Origin of the sequence: Kribbella caucasensis, assembly GCF_004361855.1 — a bacterium.
In the GTDB taxonomy this organism is placed as follows: Bacteria; Actinomycetota; Actinomycetes; order Propionibacteriales; family Kribbellaceae; genus Kribbella; species Kribbella caucasensis.
Map to the genome: position 1 here is coordinate 495,931 of NZ_SNWQ01000002.1, position 17,161 is coordinate 513,091.

The 17,161-nt window shown below is 68.0% G+C and carries 21 protein-coding genes; 16 read left to right on the top strand and 5 right to left on the bottom strand.

Translation table 11 applies throughout. The features are described 5' to 3' along the window. Positions 1-16 precede the first annotated feature (16 nt). The gene (locus EV643_RS06365; RefSeq protein ID WP_133799015.1) at positions 17-892 is read left to right on the top strand and encodes an acyltransferase; all 876 of its coding nucleotides are present in this window, start codon (positions 17-19) and stop codon (positions 890-892) included. Continuing rightward, complete coding sequence (locus EV643_RS06370; RefSeq protein ID WP_133799016.1) at positions 885-1,910, top strand: hypothetical protein; 1,026 nt, start codon at positions 885-887, stop codon at positions 1,908-1,910. Before EV643_RS06365 ends, EV643_RS06370 begins: the two co-directional genes overlap by 8 nt. 12 nt (positions 1,911-1,922) lie before the next feature. Here the strand turns inward: EV643_RS06370 and EV643_RS06375 are convergent, their stop codons facing one another. Further along, positions 1,923-3,185, bottom strand: coding sequence for a hypothetical protein (locus tag EV643_RS06375; protein ID WP_133799017.1), 1,263 nt, complete (start codon positions 3,183-3,185; stop codon positions 1,923-1,925). A 164-nt stretch (positions 3,186-3,349) separates the two neighbouring features. After that, complete coding sequence (locus EV643_RS06380; protein WP_133799018.1) at positions 3,350-4,117, bottom strand: class I SAM-dependent methyltransferase; 768 nt, start codon at positions 4,115-4,117, stop codon at positions 3,350-3,352. A gap of 42 nt (positions 4,118-4,159) precedes the next feature. On the opposite strand from EV643_RS06380, the gene EV643_RS06385 reads away from it, so the two are divergent. The 11 genes from EV643_RS06385 to EV643_RS06430 all read left to right on the top strand — a co-directional run bounded on the left by EV643_RS06385 (position 4,160) and on the right by EV643_RS06430 (position 12,677). Beyond that, on the top strand, positions 4,160-5,062 hold the full coding sequence (locus EV643_RS06385; protein ID WP_133799019.1) for a tyrosine-type recombinase/integrase: 903 nt from the start codon (positions 4,160-4,162) through the stop codon (positions 5,060-5,062). After that, positions 5,059-5,367 carry a hypothetical protein gene (locus EV643_RS06390; RefSeq protein WP_133799020.1) on the top strand — a complete coding sequence of 103 codons (309 nt, stop codon included), beginning with the start codon at positions 5,059-5,061 and terminating at the stop codon, positions 5,365-5,367. The genes EV643_RS06385 and EV643_RS06390 overlap by 4 nt, the downstream gene beginning before the upstream one ends. Positions 5,368-5,449: 82 nt before the next feature. After that, the gene (locus EV643_RS06395) at positions 5,450-5,770 is read left to right on the top strand and encodes a hypothetical protein (protein ID WP_202869411.1); all 321 of its coding nucleotides are present in this window, start codon (positions 5,450-5,452) and stop codon (positions 5,768-5,770) included. Then, the gene (locus EV643_RS06400; RefSeq protein WP_133799021.1) at positions 5,760-6,059 is read left to right on the top strand and encodes a hypothetical protein; all 300 of its coding nucleotides are present in this window, start codon (positions 5,760-5,762) and stop codon (positions 6,057-6,059) included. Before EV643_RS06395 ends, EV643_RS06400 begins: the two co-directional genes overlap by 11 nt. A 442-nt stretch (positions 6,060-6,501) precedes the next feature. Further along, a complete protein-coding gene (locus tag EV643_RS06405) occupies positions 6,502-7,839 on the top strand; it encodes a DUF3631 domain-containing protein (protein ID WP_133799022.1) in 1,338 nt (445 codons plus the stop codon). Positions 7,840-7,929: 90 nt separating this feature from the next. Beyond that, positions 7,930-8,265, top strand: coding sequence for a hypothetical protein (locus EV643_RS06410; RefSeq protein ID WP_238165393.1), 336 nt, complete (start codon positions 7,930-7,932; stop codon positions 8,263-8,265). Continuing rightward, entirely contained in the window at positions 8,262-8,561 is a 300-nt protein-coding gene (locus EV643_RS06415) for a hypothetical protein (RefSeq protein WP_133799024.1), read from the top strand. The genes EV643_RS06410 and EV643_RS06415 overlap by 4 nt, the downstream gene beginning before the upstream one ends. Before the next feature lie 213 nt (positions 8,562-8,774). Next, positions 8,775-10,022 (top strand): phage major capsid protein, encoded by a 1,248-nt coding sequence (locus EV643_RS06420; RefSeq protein WP_133799025.1) that lies wholly within the window; start codon positions 8,775-8,777, stop codon positions 10,020-10,022. Further along, positions 10,019-10,183 carry a hypothetical protein gene (locus tag EV643_RS44030; RefSeq protein WP_166665332.1) on the top strand — a complete coding sequence of 55 codons (165 nt, stop codon included), beginning with the start codon at positions 10,019-10,021 and terminating at the stop codon, positions 10,181-10,183. The genes EV643_RS06420 and EV643_RS44030 overlap by 4 nt, the downstream gene beginning before the upstream one ends. Next, on the top strand, positions 10,183-12,399 hold the full coding sequence (locus tag EV643_RS06425) for a phage tail protein (RefSeq protein ID WP_133799026.1): 2,217 nt from the start codon (positions 10,183-10,185) through the stop codon (positions 12,397-12,399). The genes EV643_RS44030 and EV643_RS06425 overlap by 1 nt, the downstream gene beginning before the upstream one ends. Beyond that, the gene (locus EV643_RS06430; RefSeq protein WP_133799027.1) at positions 12,399-12,677 is read left to right on the top strand and encodes a hypothetical protein; all 279 of its coding nucleotides are present in this window, start codon (positions 12,399-12,401) and stop codon (positions 12,675-12,677) included. The genes EV643_RS06425 and EV643_RS06430 overlap by 1 nt, the downstream gene beginning before the upstream one ends. A gap of 54 nt (positions 12,678-12,731) precedes the next feature. Here EV643_RS06430 and EV643_RS06435 read toward each other — a convergent pair whose 3' ends face one another. Together EV643_RS06435 and EV643_RS06440 are read right to left on the bottom strand one after the other, a co-directional pair. Beyond that, on the bottom strand, positions 12,732-13,001 hold the full coding sequence (locus EV643_RS06435) for a hypothetical protein (protein ID WP_133799028.1): 270 nt from the start codon (positions 12,999-13,001) through the stop codon (positions 12,732-12,734). A gap of 14 nt (positions 13,002-13,015) precedes the next feature. Then, complete coding sequence (locus EV643_RS06440) at positions 13,016-13,342, bottom strand: hypothetical protein (RefSeq protein ID WP_133799029.1); 327 nt, start codon at positions 13,340-13,342, stop codon at positions 13,016-13,018. Positions 13,343-13,672: 330 nt separating this feature from the next. Here EV643_RS06440 and EV643_RS06445 point away from each other — a divergent pair, with 330 nt between their 5' ends. The 3 genes from EV643_RS06445 to EV643_RS06455 all read left to right on the top strand — a co-directional run bounded on the left by EV643_RS06445 (position 13,673) and on the right by EV643_RS06455 (position 16,352). After that, a complete protein-coding gene (locus EV643_RS06445) occupies positions 13,673-14,455 on the top strand; it encodes an electron transfer flavoprotein subunit beta/FixA family protein (protein ID WP_133799030.1) in 783 nt (260 codons plus the stop codon). A 14-nt stretch (positions 14,456-14,469) separates the two neighbouring features. Then, positions 14,470-15,417: an electron transfer flavoprotein subunit alpha/FixB family protein gene (locus EV643_RS06450; RefSeq protein WP_133799031.1), complete on the top strand. Its 948-nt coding sequence runs from the start codon at positions 14,470-14,472 to the stop codon at positions 15,415-15,417. Between the two features lie 272 nt (positions 15,418-15,689). Then, positions 15,690-16,352 (top strand): nucleotidyltransferase domain-containing protein, encoded by a 663-nt coding sequence (locus EV643_RS06455; RefSeq protein WP_133799032.1) that lies wholly within the window; start codon positions 15,690-15,692, stop codon positions 16,350-16,352. An 89-nt stretch (positions 16,353-16,441) separates the two neighbouring features. On the opposite strand, the gene EV643_RS06460 is transcribed toward EV643_RS06455, so the two are convergent. Continuing rightward, positions 16,442-16,918: a pyridoxamine 5'-phosphate oxidase family protein gene (locus EV643_RS06460; protein ID WP_133799033.1), complete on the bottom strand. Its 477-nt coding sequence runs from the start codon at positions 16,916-16,918 to the stop codon at positions 16,442-16,444. Between the last annotated feature and the right edge of the window lie 243 nt (positions 16,919-17,161).

Consider the following 17,161-nt stretch of genomic DNA (forward strand, 5'->3'; position numbering starts at 1 on the left):
TGTACATACTGGTTGGATGCGGTTGCTGACGGCGGCGAATCTGCGCTGGGTGGTGCGCCACCGGGCGTGGACGCCGTACTACCTGAAGCGCTACTGGCGGTTCGCCTGGTTCAAGCTCCGGCATCGCCACGTCGTCACCGAGGGATTCGTCTTCCTCGGCAAGAAGCTGGAGATCGTCGCCCGGCCGGGACACGGCCGGATCATCCTCGGCAAGTGGGTGCATCTCGGCGACGAGACCCGGCTGCGCGCGCACGAGGGAACGCTGCGGATCGGCGACAAGGTGGTGTTCGCCCGCGACGTCACGGTGAACTGCTACCTGGACGTCGAGATCGGCGCGTCCACGCTGATCGCCGACTGGACCTACATCTGCGACTTCGACCACAAGACCGAGGATCTGGACCTGCCGATCAAGGACCAGGGCCTGGTGAAGTCCCCGGTCCGGATCGGCCCGAACTGCTGGCTGGCCACCAAGGTCACCGTGACGCGGGGAACCGATATCGGTCGCGGCGCGGTGATCGGCGCGAACAGCGTTGCCCGTGGCAACATTCCTGAGTACGCCGTGGCGGCCGGGGTGCCGGCCGTCGTGGTGGGCGACCGGGCCGCCCGGTACGCCGCGGACGCGGAGCGCCGGGCCTACCTGGCCGGTCTCGCGAACGCGAACGAGCAGGCGGCCGCCAGACTCCGCGCGGGAGCGCGCGCAGTACCGGCGGTGGAGGACGCAGTACCGGCCTTGGAAGACGAAGTGCAGGCGGTGGAAGACGCGGTACCGGCGGTGGGTAGCGAAGCTCCTACTGGCGGTGATAAGCCAGATGCGGTCGAGGACTTCTCAAGTTACTCGCCAGTCGGGCAGTATGTCCCGGAAGTCGTCGGAGAGGAGACCAAGCGTGGCTGACCAGGCGCGGCTGCCCTCCAGGGCCGCGGATGTTGTGTCCGCGCTCGACCAGGCAGCCACCGACGGCTCGATCACGCAGGCGCGCCACCGGGTGATCGATCCGGTGCCGACCGTGACGGACACCCCGGAGCTGGATAGGTTGGACGGTACCGGCCCTGCACCGGGGGGCTTCGCCGGCGTACGGCGCAGGTTGTCGCCCCGGCCGGTTCCGGGCAGCAGACGCAAGCGGTCGCCGGCACCCGGTCAGGTGATTGAGGACAATGCCGCCGAAGTACGGGCGACTGAAGACGGGCATGTGGCGGACGAGGAACCGACCCCGGCTGAGGAGATGGACGACGTGGGTACTCACGACGACAAGGCGGCGAAGGCCACCGATGCCGAGCAGACACCGGTCGGCGCCGAGGAGACGCCGGCCGGCGGCCGCAGTACGACGGCCACCAAGCCGCGGACCGCGGCCGAGATCGTCGCCGAGCAGAAGGCCCGGGAGAAGGCGGCAGCCGAGAAGGCCGCTACCGACAAAGCTGGGGCCGGCAAGGTGGGCGACGAGACCGCGGTGACCAAATCCGTGGTCCGCGAGCCGGCCGCGACAGGTGCTGCGGGCAACAACCCGCCGTCGGGCAATCCGCTGGCGGCGGCCAAGGCGGCGCGGGCCGGCGGCAACAGTCCGGGCGGCAAGGGTGCCGCGGGCAAGGGGTCAGGCAAGGGTCAGGCCGCGCTGTCGCGGGTCGGGTCCGGTGTGAAGCGCTTCCGGAACCTGATCGCCTCGCTGGTCTGGCTGCTCGCCGTTGTCGCGGCCGCGGTGCTCGCGCTGGGCGCGCTGTTCACCGCGCTGGACCAGACCAACCAGAGCAACGAGATCGTCGAGTGGGTGCTTGCCCGCGGCCACGACCTGGTGGGGCCGTTCAAGGACCTGTTCCGGTTGGAGACCGCGAAGAACACCCTGCTGGTGAACTGGGGCATCGCGGCCCTGGTCTACCTGATCGCAGGCAAGATCGTGGAGCGCTTCGTCCGGCCCTGATCGGCCGGCTGCCTACGGCAACGGCAGGAAGGCAAGCCGCTCGTGTACCTCACCACCGATGTGGGTGGTGTCGGAGCCGACCCAGAGACCGGTTGAGGTGAGCAGCAGGTCGTACCCACCGATGCCGCGGTCCTTGGTCGGGTTCCACGAGTAGGCGAGGCCGCTGTGCGGGTTGAGGGCGGCGATCCCTGGCCGGCTGACCGCGCCGGGCCCGGGGGAGTTGTTACCGCCCGGGTTGTTCATCCAGCGCTGATGCCCCTGCACGTAGACGGCCGCGCGGGTGACCTGCACCGACAGCAAGGTGTCGCCGCCGGTGTAGTTCGCCCAGACCGGGTACGTCGTGCGCGAGTCGTTGGTGTTCCAGCGGCTCGCGGAGTCGCAGAGCAGGTTCCTGTTGTTCGGGGAGGTGCCGCCGGTGGTGACGATGACGAAGTACGTGCCGTCGTGGGAGAAGTCGATGTCGCGGGTGTACGTCGGCGTCGCGCTCCAGCAGGCGTTGTCGAACAGCGTCGAGTACCAGCCGCTCGTCCATGTCCCACTCGTGCCGAGGTGGATCATCGCCGCCTGCCGCCGGGGCTGGCCGCCGACCGAGGTGAAGGTGCCGACGATCGCTAGCCGGGTGCCGGCCGGGTTCACCGCGAACCGGAACACCTTGGTCTGGCCGGCGGTCGAGCCGCCGGGCGCCCCGGTGATCGCAAGTTTGAGGTAGCCGGTGTCGCCACCGGTCGCCGGGTTCACGGCGATCAGCTTCTTGCTGAACGTGCCGCCGAGGATGAGCCGGCCCTTCACCAGCGCCATGTCCGTGACCGAGCCGGTCAGCCGGGCGTTGAAGGCCGGGTCGACGGCGCCGGTGTACGGGTTCAGCTTGACCACGCCGGTCCGGGCGAAGCCGTTGACGGAGTTGAATTTGCCACCGACCCACAGCGACCTGCCGTCCGTGGCCAGCGCCCAGACTTCGGAGTTGAAGGTGGCCTTGAACCCGGTCAGGCCACCGGTCAGCGGGTTGAAGCCGAACAACCGGTTGCGGGCGATGGTGCCGGAGTTGTTGTACGGCTTCACCGAGCTGAACTGGCCGCCGGCGAACATGATGCCGCCCAACTGCAGCATCTTGTAGACCGCGCCGTCCTGGACCCGCGGCGTCAGGTCCGACGGGTTCGGCGAGACGACGACGTTGTGCGAGATCGGCGAGCCCGCTGCCGGGCGGGTGAGGAATCCGGCCACTCCCACCCCGGCGGTGGTGACGACGGCTGCCAGTGCCACGACAAGCTTTTTCATGATGAACGTCCCCCCAGCACGGTCATTCCCGGCTGTGACGTGGCGGCCGAGCGGCCGCCAGATGTGGCGAGGACTCTGGCACAATTTCGTGGGGAGGAGAAGACACAGAGCGTGGAATTCCGCAGGTTTTTCTGGAAGGTTATCTCCCCTGCGCGCACATCCGGTCACGTTCCGTGATAAGGAGCCTTCCGTCCGACGAGGAGCAGGTCCAGCGAGTCGGCGGTCCCGGCCGGGTCCGAGTCCTCGATGGTGAAGTCGGCGGCGGTCACCGAGCGGACCAGGTCGGCCAGCGCCGGATCCCAGTGCTCGTGGTCGGTCGCGAGCTGGGCGTCGACGCAGTCGCCGTACTCCTGCTCCCAGGCGGTCAGGCGCGGACCGTGCCGAAGGCCCGCAGTACGGACGATCGTCAGTTCGGCGCCGACCAGGTCGGCCAGTTCGGGGCCGGTCAGCTCGCGGGTGTGGTACCAGTTGCCGGGCGGAAAGGTCAGCCGGTTCGGGGTGGTCAGGATCAGCACGCCGTCCGGTTTGAGGATCCGGCGGCACTCGGCGACGAACCGCGGTTGCTCCCAGAGGTGCTCGATCGTCTGCAACGACGTGACCAGCTCGAAGGTGTCGTCGGCGAATCCGGTCTGGACGAGATTGCCCTGCACCACATTGACCTGTGGATAAACCTTGGCGAGCCGCCGAATCGTCGTACCTTCATAGTCGAGACCGACCACGGAGTCCGCCCCGGCCAGGCGGAGCAGTTCCGCGCCGTAGCCCTCGCCGCAGCCGGCGTCGAGGACCCGGCCGGTCGGCTTCCGGGTGGCCGTGATCCAGTGATAGGCAGCCTCGTGGCGGGCGAACCAATAGTTCTCGTGCCAGATCCCGGGCGCTGTTCTCTCGCCTGTTAGCTCCATGACCTGCGGAAACGCGGCCTCGTGGCTCTCCATCACGGATAGCATAAAGGATGCTCGCGGGATAACCTAGGCCTCGTGGCAGAACATCTGGACGACCTCGCCGCCTCCTGGGTGCGAGACCTGAAGGCCGCCGACAGGTCGCCGAAGACGATCAAGCAGTACATGCTGGCCGTGAACCAGTTCCGGGACTGGCTCGTCGCGCACGACCGCCCGGCGACCGCCGAGTCGATGACGAAGTACGCCATCGCGACCTGGCTCGGCGACCTGGCCGACCTCGGCCGTGAGCCTGCGACCCTGCAGATCCGCTTCAAGGGGCTGCACCGGTTCATCCTCTGGCTCGTCGCCGAGGAGGAGCTCGGCCGCGACCCGATGGCAGGCCTGCAGCCCGCCACGGTGAAGCCCAAGCCGGTGCCGATCATCGACGACGCCGACGTGGCGAAGCTGTTCCGCACCTGCGAGGGCAAGGAGTTCACCGAACGGCGCGACCAGGCGATCCTGCGGGTGCTGTTCGACTGCGGGATCCGGATCAGCGAGTGCGCCGGCCTCGAGATCGGAGACGTGGACCTGAAGCACCACGACGTCGTGCACGTCCACGGGAAAGGCGACATCGACCGCGCGGTGCCGTTCGGCGCCAAGACCGGCCGCGCGCTGGACCGCTACCTGAGGGCGCGCCGGGACCACCGGCTCGCCAACACCACGGACGCTCTGTGGCTGGGTATCCGCGGCGGCCTCACCGACGACGGTGTCGAGTACGCCCTGAAGAAGCGAGCCCGCGAAGCTGGACTTGAGCACATCCACGCACACCAATTCCGGCACGGCTTCGCCCACAGATGGCTGCTGGCCGGTGGGCAGGAACGCGACCTGAAGAGGCTTGCGGGGTGGCGCTCCGACGCGATGCTCGAGCGCTACGGCAACTCCGCGGCCGACGAGCGAGCCCGTGAGGCATTCAAGCGGATGCGGTTGGGGGACAGGCTGTGAAGCCGTACTACTGCGCGCGGAACAAGCACCTGCTCGTTCAGATGGTCGCGGTGGACGGCGAGCCCGCTGTTGAAGCGCGGACCGTGGCGCTGACCCCAGCCGGGATCGTCATCAACACCACCACGTTCACGGCCGCCGACCTCGATGACTACTCGGGGCTGACCACGGTGGTCAGCTGCCCGTGCGGACAGCCGGAGTCCGTCGATCTCGTGGCGTTCCGGCGCGGTGAGCCAGTACAGCGCCGGCGGCCGCTCAGACGGGGGTCGCACGGCGTGTCACACGACCGCCGTCGTAAAGCCTTGTAGCATAAAGGAACGGCCTCGCCGGCAATGGCGGAAGTCCGCTCACCTGGGCAAAGAGCGACGACCCGAACAGGGGTACGTCGCCATGCCAGCAAGAACACCCGAGGAACGCTCGCTAGTCGCGCGCATCGCGTCCGCCGAACGCTGGGGCAGGACGCCCGACCGGACTGCAGCCACCGCACCCGCCCGCGCCGGTCTCCGGGCCAAATTCGCCCGCGAGGTCGACCCTGACGGCACCCTCGACCCCGCCGAGGTGGATCGCCGCGTCGATCAACTGCACCGCGCGCACATGCTGCGCATGACCTTGAAGGCGAAGGCTGCTCGCCGGCAGGCCCGCGAGCTCACCGCCCAGGCTGAAGCCGCAGAGACCGAGCTCGAGGCGGCGGGTGGACCCGATGCTGCCTGACACACGAGAAAGCCGCCCGGACGGGGACCAGGCGGCTTCCAGGAGCGACGGCGAGAAGCTCAAGTCCACTCTAACCCCACTCGGTGGACTAGATGCCGTAGCAGCCGCCGTTGATGGCGCGTTCGTCGTCGTGGTCGAGACGACCGGAGGCAAGTACCGGCGCCGCTGCTTCCTGACCGCGGCATCCGCCGAACGCGCGGCCGGTAGAGCCACTGAGCGTGGCGAGAACGCAACGGTGTACCTCGCCGAGCTGAAGCCCCTGTGGAAGCTCCGCGGCGGTGTCGGGTGAGCGCATACGACAACATCACTGACGCGCTCCGTACCGCGGGAATGAAGGTTACCGAGTCATCGAACGGTGCGCGGTCCCAGTGCCCGTCGCACGGTTCCCGCGGCCTGAGCCTTGCTGTACGTGAGAACCCGCGGAACCCAGACGGACCGCTGCACGTGACGTGCTTCGCCGGCTGCGAGACCGAGGCTGTCCTGGCCGAGCTCGGGTTGGGCTTGCGCGATCTGTACGACAGTTCGCGAACTGTCCACCGCCGTGGACAATCTCGACCCCGGCGGAAGCCGTCGCCATGGGACGCGCTCGGTGACCCCGACCACTTCGCCAGTCGATGCCTGCAGCAAGAAAAGCTCGAGGCGTCGCCTGAGTATCAGCAGCACCTGCGGGATCTCGCCGAGTGGGCGAAGCCTCGACCCGGTGACTACATCGGCCGATCGGGGGTGGCGTGATGGATCCCCAGAACCAGGAAGAGTTCGACGCGTACGTTGCCGAACTGCTGGCAACCGAAGCGACCGGTGCACAGCTGCTCGACGAGCTGCACGCGACGCTCACGCGGTACGTCGTCTTCCCATCAGCCGAGGCGGCCGACGCGGTGACCCTGTACGTGGCCGCCACCCACGCACAGCCCGCGTGGGAGCACGCGACCCGGCTCGTGATCAAGTCGCCGATCAAGCGGTGTGGCAAGAGCCGTCTCCAAGAGATCATCGCCGAGACCTGCCACCGGCCACTGAGAACCGCGAACTGCTCCACCGCTGCTCTGGTCCGGTCGATCGGTGGTGACGACCCGCCAACGATCCTGCTCGACGAGGCGGACACCATCTTCGGCGGGAAGAAGTCCAGCAAGGACGGCGTCGCCGAGGATCTGCGCGGGTTCATCAACGCTGGCCACTCCCGCGGTGTCCCGTACCTGCGCTGGGACATGACCGCACGCCAACTCGAGGAGTGCCCGACCTTCGGCATGGCCGTGCTCGGCGGCATCGGCGACATGCCGGACACGATCGAGGACCGCGCAGTCATCGTGTCCATGCGGCGGCGTGGACCCACCGAGACGGTGGCGCAGTTCCGGCGCCGCAACGTACCGGCGTTGCATGACCTGCAGAAGCGGCTGCACGAGTGGATCCGTCCATGCGTAGAGAAGTTGGCCGCCACCGAACCGACCATGCCGGTACAGGACCGCGCAGCCGACACGTGGGAACCACTGGTCATCGTCGCCGAGCACGCCCGCGGAGACTGGCCGGACCGCGCGCGCCGAGCCTGCCTGACCATGACCGGCGAACGGAACGCGGAGGATGACACCGCCGGAGAACGACTGCTCGCCGACCTGTACGACGTATGGGGTGACGAGGAATACCTGTTCACCACCACGGTTCTCGACCGGCTACAGAACATCGACGAAGCGCCCTGGGCCGACTGGTACGGCAAGCCGTTGACCAACCGGGGGCTTGCTCATCTGCTGAAGCCGTACGGCATCCGCTCCCGAACGGTGCGAGAGCCGGCCGCGGTATCGACGGCCAAGGGGTACGCGCGCGCCGACCTGACCGATCCGTGGGGGCGGTACGTCACAAGCGTCACAGCGTCACAGACCGACGAATCCGCAGGTCAGCCCTGTGACGGACGTGTGACGGATGACGAATCCGCAAGCGTCACAAGCCCTGACCTGCGCAAACACCCCGATCGTGACGCTGTGACGGACGTGACGGACGAGCAAGTAGAACCCGCCATCGACTGCCCAGCCTGCGCGCGCTGGGGTATCGCCTGCTACGAGCACGCCGGGGCGGCATCATGACCCCGGTTCTTTGTGGGGCGGACAGCGGCGAAGCCTCCCGATCCTTCCTCGCTCTATCTATCAAGGAAAGGCGGAACGGTTCTCGTGAAGGTGAGTAAGAACTGCGCGATCTGTGGTGATCCGTTCGAGGCCGCGCGTTCCGATAGGCGCTACTGCTCGGCGGCCTGCCGTAAGTCCGCGTGGCGTGGTGCGCCCGCGATCGAGCAGCCCGCAGAGCTTCCTGGTCCGGTCGCTCGCGAGACGCGGGTGATTCTCGGCCGGCTCGACGTCGATCTCGACCGCGACCACGTCGGCCGCGCTGCACTGAGGTGCGCGGCGGCGCTGGATGATCCGAACACACCGCCAGGCGCCCTGGTCGGGTTGAGTCGTGCGCTACCGGAGGCGCTGGAGTACCTGCGCGAGGTGCGCAGAACGGAGCTGTCGTGAAGAACCTGCTCGACTACGACGATGACGAGTCGATCCTGACAGCGCTCCGGTTGACGCCGGACACCAAGCTGCAGAGCCACATCGTGACCTTGCTGGACCTCCGAAACCACGCGTCCGGCTGGATGGCGGAGCAGTGGCAGTCAGTCCTGTTGCTGGCTGTGCGGGTCCGCGACGAGCGCCGCCAGTTGTCCCGCGCGGTCGACGATGCCACCTGTCCGGTCACGGTCCGGCCGCTGACCGATGCCGAACTGGCTGACGGCGATACCCCAAGTTCAAGTAAGGATGAGATATCGTGATGAGTGTCAGCGGGAAGTTGACCGGGCGCGTGGATTCGCCCCCGGTCAGGGTGGACGCCCCGAGCTGATGGGTCGCCCGTTCGGCGTGGATTCGCCGAGGGCGTGCGGTTGCGGCGTGGATTCGCCGGCCGCTTTGCGGTAGCCCGCCGCGCCTCCCATCCGTTCTGCGACGCCCCTGTGTGCGTCCGCGTCCACCAAAGGAATGACCCTCCCATGGGCGAATCCATGATCATCACGAAGTTGCGCGAGCGCCGCGCTGAGCTCATCAAGAACGCCGAGACGGTCAGTGCGACCGCGGACGCGTACAACCGCAACCTGTCGAGCGGTGAGCAGCGTGTTTTCGACGAGGCGATGGGTGAGATCGACCAGATCGACCAGCGGATGACCTCTCTGGCTGAGGGCGAGCAGCGCGTCAAGGACATCGAGAGCTCGTTCGCTGGCATCGCCGGTAGGCCGGCCGAGCGTGGCGCGCCGGGCCCGCAGGATGCCGAGCTGGACAAGGCGTTCCGGTCGGCGCTCCTGGCGAAGAACCCGGCGCCGATCGACATCGCCCCGACTCGTCGCGGCTACTCGTGGCCCGGCATCGAGCGTCGTGATCTGCTCAAGACGACCGCGACGCAGGCGCTCCCGACGAGCGTCTACGACCGGATCTTCACGCACATGGTCGAGCACTCCGCGGTCCTGCGTGCCGGCGCCACCGTGGTGAACACCGACACCGGCGAGACGCTTGCCGTGCCGAAGTCCACCGCGTTCAGCACCGCCGCACTCACTGCCGAGGCCGGTTCGATCACCGAGTCGGACCCGACGCTTGCTGTGGTGAACCTGGGTGCGTACAAGTACGCGGCGTTCTTCCAGGTCTCCTCGGAGCTCGCGACGGACGGGCACGCCGACCTGCTCGGGTTCCTGTCCCGGCAGGCGGGCGAGGCGTTGGCCTTGGCGTACGGCGCGCACTTGATGACCGGCACCGGCTCGGGTCAGCCGACCGGCGCGGTGACCACCGCGACGGCTGGTATCACCGGTCCGACCGGCACTGCGTCGAGCTTCGGCACCCAGGCCACCGCGGGGCAGGGCACCGACCTGCTGAACTCGCTGTACGGGTCGGTGGCCGAGCCGTACACGTTGTCTCCGGCAACGGCGTTCCTGCTCCGCAACGCGACCAAGACCGCGATCGCGAACCTGAAGACGAGCGCGGGCGAGATCGTCGGCACTCAGTACCTGGCGCAGTCTCCGGCGCCGTTCCTGGTGGATCCGAACGTCGCCGCGATGGGTGCGAGCGCCGAGTCCGTCGTCTTCGGCGACTGGTCTCGGTATGTCGTCCGGATCGCTGGCGGTCTGCGGTTCGAGCGGTCGGACGACTTCGCCTTCCAGAACGATCTGGTGTCGTTTCGCGCGATCATCCGGCTTGACGGTGCGCTGGTCGACGCGAACGCGCTGAAGACCTTCACCCACTCGGCGTCGTGATGAAGGTCCGGATGCTGGAGCAGGTCACGGGCACCCGCAACGGTGTCGCGTGGCCTGCTCCGGGTGGCGTGGTCGACCTGCCGGATGGTGAGGCGCGGAAGCTGCTCGAGCAGGGCCGCGCCGAACCCGTCGATACTGCGAAGAAGCGTGGGCGCGACTGATGGGCTCTCGCCGCGTCGTCATCGAGTTCCTCGGCCAGGACAAGTCCGCCTCGAAGACCGCCGATGACGTTGAGAAGAAGACATCGAAGCTCGGCTCCACTCTCGCCGGAGTGGGCAAGACGGCGGCAGTCGGTTTGGCCGGCGGGATTGTTATCGGCACCGTCGCCCTGGCGAAGATGACGAAGGGCGCGGCGGAGGACCAGGCGGCGCAGGACCGGCTGGCGAAGACCCTGCGGAACACTACCGGCGCGAATGCGGCGCAGGTCGCGTCGATCGAGGATTACATCTCGAAGACCGGCGTCGCGACCGGCATCACCGACGACCAGATGCGGCCGGCGTTCGAGAACCTCGTTCGCGCGACGAAGGACACAGGCAAGGCGCAGGGCCTGATGAACCTGGCGATGGACGTGTCGGCGGGCACTGGAAAGAGCCTGGAGTCCGTGACGATGGCGCTGGCGAAGGCGCAGAACGGGTCGACGGGTGCTCTGGGCAAGCTGGGCATCGCCACCAAGGACGCGTCTGGCAAGGCCCTGTCGTTCGACCAGATCCAGAAGAACCTCGCCGGCACCTTCAAGGGTCAGGCGGCCACGGCCGCGAACACCTTCGAGGGCAAGATGTCCCGGCTCAAGCTGATCTTCGGGGAGACGCAGGAGACCATCGGCGCGAAACTGCTGCCGATCGCGACCCGGCTCGGGGACTGGCTCCTGAATGTCGGCGTTCCCGCGATCGGAAAGCTCGGCGCCTGGCTGAAGCAGAACCTGATGCCGCCGCTCCAGCGGTTCGGCGACTACCTCGCCAAGACCGTGGCCCCGATGCTGCAGAACCTGGCTGCGAAGTGGCTGGCCGGCGCTCGGTCGGCGTTCGACTCCGTGCGGAAATCCGTCCAGGACAACGAGCCGCAATTACGGAAGCTGGTCTCCGCGATCGGGTCCGCGGTGAAGTGGATCGCGGAGAAGCTCGGCCCGGTCCTCGGCTGGCTGGCCGGCACGCAGATGAAGAATGTCGGGAAGCAGATCAGCCTCGTGATCACCGCCATCAGCAAAATGGTGTCCGCGGTCCAGTGGATCGCCAGGGTGGTCGGCGACGCCGCGGGCTGGATCGGCAAGAAGTGGACCGAGATCAAGAATGGTGCGGGCTCGCTGCTCACCTACTTCCGGAACCTCCCCGGCAACATCGCCCGGGCGATGGGCGATACGACCCGGACGTTGGTGTCGAAGGGCTCGGGGTTCCTCACCGGCCTGTGGTCCGGGCTGATGAGCAAGTGGCGCGAGGTCACCAAGTGGATCGGCGGGTTGAAGGCCAGCGTGTCGGCGTGGCTCGGTGACACCAGCAAGTTCCTTGTGCAAAAGGGCAGAAACGTGCTCTGGGGCTTCCTGGACGGACTCAAGGGTGTGTGGACCGAGGTCACCAAGTGGATCGGCGGCATCGCCACGTGGATCAAGGACCACAAGGGTCCGATCTCCCTCGACGCGAGGCTGTTGACGCCGGCCGGCAAGGCGATCATGGCCGGCTTCCTGAAGGGCCTGAAGTCCGGTGCCGGCCCGGCCTGGAACTTCGTCAAGTCCGTCGGCGGCAAGAGCGTCGACATGCTGAGCTCGGTGTTCGGCAGCGGAGGCCAGCAGCTCGGCGGCCGGCGCATCCGCTACCAGGGCCAGCAGCTTGACCTGTCGACCTTCCAGAAGATCCGGCAGGCCGAGAACCAGATCGGCTCGATGCTCCGCGTCACACAAGGCTCGTACGAAGGTGCCAGCTCGTATTCGGGCAGCACCCACACCGGCGGCGGCGTGTTCGACGTCGTCGGCGGCAACCTCGAGCGCATCAACTCGACGCTGCGCTCTCTCGGGTTCGCCTCGTGGGTCCGCGAGCCTTGGCAGGGCCCCTGGCCGCGTCACATCCACGCGGTTGAGATCGGCAACCAGCGCGCGCACCCGAGCGCGCAGCGGCAGGCACAGGACTATCTGCGCGGCGGTGACGGGCTAGCGGGCTACAAGCAGGGCACGCCCTGGGTTCCGAACGACCAACTGGCGTTCCTGCACAAGGGTGAGGCTGTGCTGCCGGCTGAGGTGAACCGGCGCCGGATCACCGGTGGCGGTGACGTGATCATCAACCTCACCGTCAACGGAGCGCTCGACCCGACCGCCGTGGCGAAGCAGGTCCAGACGATGCTGATCAGGTTGAAGAAACTCAACGGCGGGCTTGAACTAGGCTTGACCTGATGCACATTCCTGACGTCCACATCACCGACCTCCAGGTCATCACGCAGGAGGTCCCCGATCCGCACGCCGCACAGCTGAGCGTCTATGTGTTCGTGGAGATGGGGTTGGGCTCGGCGAGCCTCACCATCGACCCCTCGGCCGATGATGACCAGCGGGAGCAACTCCTGGACTGGGCACTGGAACGACTCAAGCGACTGGCCGTACACGGCCCGGACCCTGACGAGTGGGGCGGTCGGGAGACGCCGGACGGCATGCTCCTGCAGCTGCACGCACCCTGAACGCGAGTGCCCCCACCGGCTGCTAACGGTTGGGGGAACTCGCTTTCGAGGAGGCTAGTCCTGCGGCTCGTCGGGCAGCTCGACGACTCCGTTGCCACGCTCCCGGAGCAACTTGTCCACCCTGCGCGCCGTCTCGTCGTCGGCCTGCCGCATCTCGGTCACGAGGTCGCCCCGCAGCCTGTGCAGCCGCCGCAGGGTCGCGTCGATGCGCTCGACCGCCTGACTCGCCGCTGCCCGCTCGGCTGCTGTCGGCTGCTCGCCACGGTTCGCCCACATCGCTGCGTACACGCCGATATCGGCGACAGCTTCGGTGATGAATGTCATGGGGTCGGGGGTGCTCACTGCTCGGCCCCCGCTTCCTCGTGGTCGCGGGAGTGGACGCAGGCGAGCACGTCGGCGATCGCCTGCTCGTACCCGGCGTCATAGCCGCTGTCGTAGCCGGTCCGGTACAGCTCGAGCTCGGTCAGGATCTCGCGTACGCCCTCGCGGATCCGCTCGGGTGAGCGGCGCCGCTGGAGGGAGCGGGCGCGGAACACGACGGCCTCCTCCGAGAGCCGATGCGGTTCGGCGGTCAGGTCGTCCAACTCGACGACATCGCCGAGTATCAGGCGAATGAGATCCTCGGCGGTGCCGGTAGCGACGGGCTCGGGGGATACTTCGTTCACGGTCGGAACCTCTGTTTCCGGTCGAGGTCCCGGCCGGCGGTGGAGTCGTCGAGCCGGGACCGCTGATTTCGTCCGATAACCTGAGGCGAGTAGGTTCCGTGAGTCAGGCGTGACAAGCGAGATAGCACATAGGGTTGGCGGTCGAGACCCAATAGTTCTCGTGCCAGATCCCGGGCGCTGTTCTCTCACCGGTGAGCGGTAACGTCTCGGTCACCCGGCGACTGTAGTGCTTGGTGACTGTGATGGGACTCGCACGCGACATATGTTTCTCGCGGGTAACATCCGTGGCAGGCTGGGAGTGACCGTTGACCAGAAGGGGTCCCACAAGACATGAAGATCGTCGTCTGCGCGAAGTTCGTGCCGGATGCCACGGCGGACCGCCGCTTCCGCCCCGAGGACAACACGGTGGACCGCGCCGGTGTCGACGGGCTGCTGTCCGAGCTGGACGAGTACGCCGTCGAGACCGCGTTGACCGTGAAGGAGGCCGGCGATGCCGAGGTCACGATTTTGACCGTCGGGCCGGAGCAGGCCGCGGACGCGGTGAAGAAGGGTCTGCAGATGGGCGCCGACGCGGGTGTCCACGTGCTCGACGACGCGATCCACGGATCGGACGCGGTCGCCACCTCGCTGGTCCTGGCCAAGGCGCTGGGCAAGCTCGAGGCCGACCTGGTCGTGTTCGGGATGGGGTCGACCGACGGCTCGATGGGTGTCGTCCCGGCGATGGTGTCGGAGCGGCTCGGTCTGCCGGCCGTGACGCTGGGCTCGGAGGTGACCGTCGACGGTTCGACCGTGCGGATCCGCCGCGACGGCGACACCGCCAGCGAGACGATCGAGGGCACGCTGCCGCTGGTGCTGAGCGTCTCCGACCAGGCGAACGAGCCGCGGTACCCGTCGTTCAAGGGCATCATGGCCGCGAAGAAGAAGCCGGTGCAGACGTGGTCGCTGGCCGACCTGGAGATCGCGCCGGACCAGGTCGGTGGCGCCGCCGCGTGGACCGAGGTGGTCGAGGTGACCGCCCGGCCGCCGCGCAGCGCGGGCACGATCGTCACCGACGAGGACGGTAGCGGTGCCGGCCGGCTCGTCGAGTTCCTGTCCACCAACAAGTTCCTCTGAGGGGCGATCAGTTCATGTCGAACGTTCTGGTTCTCGTTGACCACACCGGCGGCAAGGTCCGCAAGACCACCGCTGAGCTCCTCACCATCGCCCGCCGCCTCGGCGACCCGATCGCGGTCTACATCGGCGACGGTGTGCAGGACGCGCTGCCGGCCCTGGGGCAGTACGGCGCGACCAAGGTGATCGCGCTGACCAGCCCCGAGCTGACGCAGTACCTGGTGGCTCCGAAGGCCGAGGCGCTGCAGCAGGTCGCGGCCAAGGTCGAGCCGTCCACGATCCTGATCTCCTCGTCGGCTGAGGGCAAGGAGATCGCGGCCCGGCTGGCGGTCAAGCTCGACTCCGGGCTGATCACGGACGCTGTGGACGTGCAGGCGGGTCCGGTCACCACGCAGTCGGTGTTCGCCGGCAACTACTCGGTCCAGGCCAAGGTCACACACGGCACGCCGATCATCACGGTCAAGCCGAACGCGGCCACCCCCGAGGCGGCGCAGACCTCGCCGGAGGTGGAGGAGTTCGACGTATCGATCTCCGACACCGCGAAGACCGCGAAGATTGTGGAGTCGAAGCCGCGGGAGGCGACCGGTCGTCCGGAGCTGACCGAGGCGGCGATCATCGTGTCCGGCGGTCGCGGCACCGGCGGCGACTTCGGCCCAGTGGAGGCGTTCGCCGACTCCCTCGGCGCGGCGGTCGGCGCATCCCGTGCCGCCGTCGACTCGGGCTGGTACCCGCACGCCTACCAGGTCGGCCAGACCGGCAAGACGGTCAGCCCGCAGCTGTACGTCGCGGCCGGCATCTCCGGCGCGATCCAGCACCGGGCCGGCATGCAGACCTCGAAGACCATCGTCGCCATCAACAAGGACGAGGAAGCCCCGATCTTCGAACTCGTCGACTTCGGCGTCGTCGGCGACCTCCACAAGGTCCTCCCGGCCGCCACCGAAGAGGTCACCAAGCGCAAGTCCTGACAGACCCTGGCCCGCTTCCCCCCGCGGGCCAGCCGGCTGCCCGCCATCCCCCCGGCGGCGCGGCCACTCCCGCGGCCCGGCTCGTAACCCCTCACGAGCCGGGCCGCTGTCTGTCCAGGCCCCAGCGATCCGCCCGCCGCGTCTGCTCGCTCAGGCGGACCGCTGGGCCAGCACATTTCGGGCTTTGCGTTCCCGTCCCGGCGTGGTGGGGGCAGGGAGGCGGCGATTGTGATGGGGTGGCGGTCCGGTGACCACGGGTCAGGAGATGTGGGATGGGTGCGGACGAGCGGGTTTGGTACGCCGATGGGTTGGACGCGGAGGAGCTGGCGTTCCAGCGGTTGTACGGGCCGTGGCGGCCGGCTTCGCGTGACCAGGCGCGGGAGTTGTTCGCGGACTTCCCGGGGGAGTGGTGGATCGCCGGCGGGTGGTCGATCGAGGTGTTCACCGGGGTCGAGCGGCCGCACGAGGACATCGACGTATCCCTGTGGCGCAAGGATGTCGGCAAGCTCCGGTCCACGCTCGACGGCCGGTATCACCTGTGGTCCAACGCCGGCGGGCGGTTGCTCCCGTTGACGGCCGAGCGCCCGGATCTGCCGGACGACGCCGAGCAGATCTGGTTGCGCCGGCATGCGTTGGCACCGTGGGAGTACGACCTCGTGATCAACCCCGACCGCGACGGCCGCTGGGTCTTCCGGCGGGATCCGTCGATGGACTTCGCCCTCGACGAGATCACCTGGGTCGCCCCCGACGGCCTGCGCTACATCACCCCGGAGATGACACTCGCCTACAAGGCCCGGCACAGCCGCCCGAAGGACGAACAGGATCTCGCCGCAACCCTTCCACTGCTGAGTCCCACCCGCCGCACCTGGCTGGCCGACCTGATCCACCACCTCCACCCCGACCACCCCTGGGTCAGCCGCATCCGCGAAACCTGAACCGAGTGTGGGCTAGTGGGGACGGGGTGGGTGACCGGGAGGGGTGGGCTAGTGGGGACGGGATGGGTGGTGGGGCTGGGGTGTTGGGGCTAGGACCAGATGGGGAGGCGGGAGTCGGTGCCGGTGCCGTATTCGGGGTCGCGGCCTCGGATCAGGATCCAGTGGGCGGTGGCGCGGGCGCGGTAGAGGCGGAAGATGCCGTCGCCGCGGAGTTCGTCGGGGGTGAAGGCCTTGAGTTCGGGGTAGCGGGACGCGTAGAACGCCGCGGATCGCTCGAGTTCGTCGTCGGGGACCAGGCCGGCGTCGGCGGTCAGGTAGACGGCCTCCGCGTGGCCGATCGCGACACTCGAGTCGAAGATGACGATGCTGACCGCGGGGTGTTCGGCGACGTTCACCGAGTGCTTGGTGGCCGGTGAGGAGACCCAGTAGAAGTCGGTATGGCCGTCCGGGGTGAAGTAGACCGGCGTCGCCCAGGCCAGTCCATCACCGTCCACGGTCGCCAGCGTCATGTACTTGTTCGCCGCGATCACCGCCGCCGCACGCGTTTCCAACACCTTGTCACCCATCAAGCCTCCTAGATCCAAGTAGCCAACCGCACGAGCCGTCCAGCCTCCACTCTCCGACGGAATTTGCCGGACCGCCAGGCCATCACAATCGCGGTCCGGTCGGCTCGGCACGCGGGGAGGTGGGCCGGGGCCGGGGATTGTGATGGGCTGGCGGTCCGTGCAGGGCCGGCCAAGGGCTGCGGCGCGGTGGTCCGGGGAGCTGGGTTCGGGTGGCGGCGGATTGGGCGCGGGGTCGACCGAGGC